At 30.8% G+C, this 813-nt stretch carries 1 protein-coding gene; it reads right to left on the bottom strand.

What is annotated here, in order from left to right; all coding sequences use genetic code 11:
- Positions 1-503: DnaB-like helicase N-terminal domain-containing protein (locus ACFINI_RS10055; RefSeq protein ID WP_375648052.1), on the bottom strand; the 503-nt coding region annotated here is incomplete at its 3' end.
- Positions 504-813 lie beyond the last annotated feature (310 nt).

Here is an 813-nt window from a genome sequence, read left to right as displayed (position 1 = left end):
TTTTCTGCCAATTCAAACAACTGATTTTCAACAGTTTCAATTTGTTGTGATGTTGTAAGTTCTACAGAAACATCATAAGCTCTATTCACAACTTGAGTGCCAAGGTTAATTAAAGAGCGTCGGATAAACAGATCATAAATGACGCTCCCATAATCTTTAGTATTAATGATTGTTACAGCTTCTTTAGCTAAACGCACCACGTAATTATATACAGTGATGTCACCAATTTTCGCATCATTTTCAACAAAGGGCTTAATAGTAATGGGATCTGCAACTTTTCCATTTTGAATAATTTGTGAAATGATATCAAAAAGCTTTTGATGCAACGGTTCAAAAAAGTGCTCTGCTTTTAAAAAATCAGAAACGCTATCAAGAGCATTATTATTGATAATGATAGCACCCAGCAAAGCTTTCTCTGCTTCAATATTATGGGGCAGTTGACGAAAAGAAGATTGTTCTTCTGTTTGAAAAGAAGGTAAATTAACAGCGTTCATTTTATTCATTATGATTTAAATTGATTTGATAAATGATAATTATAAATCACTGAATCTACAGTGTGAATCCCATTTTTATTTTACTTAACAGCTTGCTTTTTGATACGTTTTGTGCAATAAAGAGACGTTCTTTTATATTTCGGTTATTTCTTTTAATCGTTTATTTAGATCGCTAGCTGTTTTGATAATAAAAGCCGTATCAATTCATTTTGATGCGGTTTTTATGTATTAAGGCTTGCATTTTTACACGTTTTGTGTAATATATTTTAACATTTAAAATGTATAAGTTTCCAGTTGCAAACAAAAGCCGTGTCTTAAA

The organism is Bartonella sp. AA56HLJMS, from assembly GCF_042197145.1.
GTDB lineage: Bacteria > Pseudomonadota > Alphaproteobacteria > Rhizobiales > Rhizobiaceae > Bartonella.
This window is presented reverse-complemented; position numbering and strand designations above follow the sequence as displayed.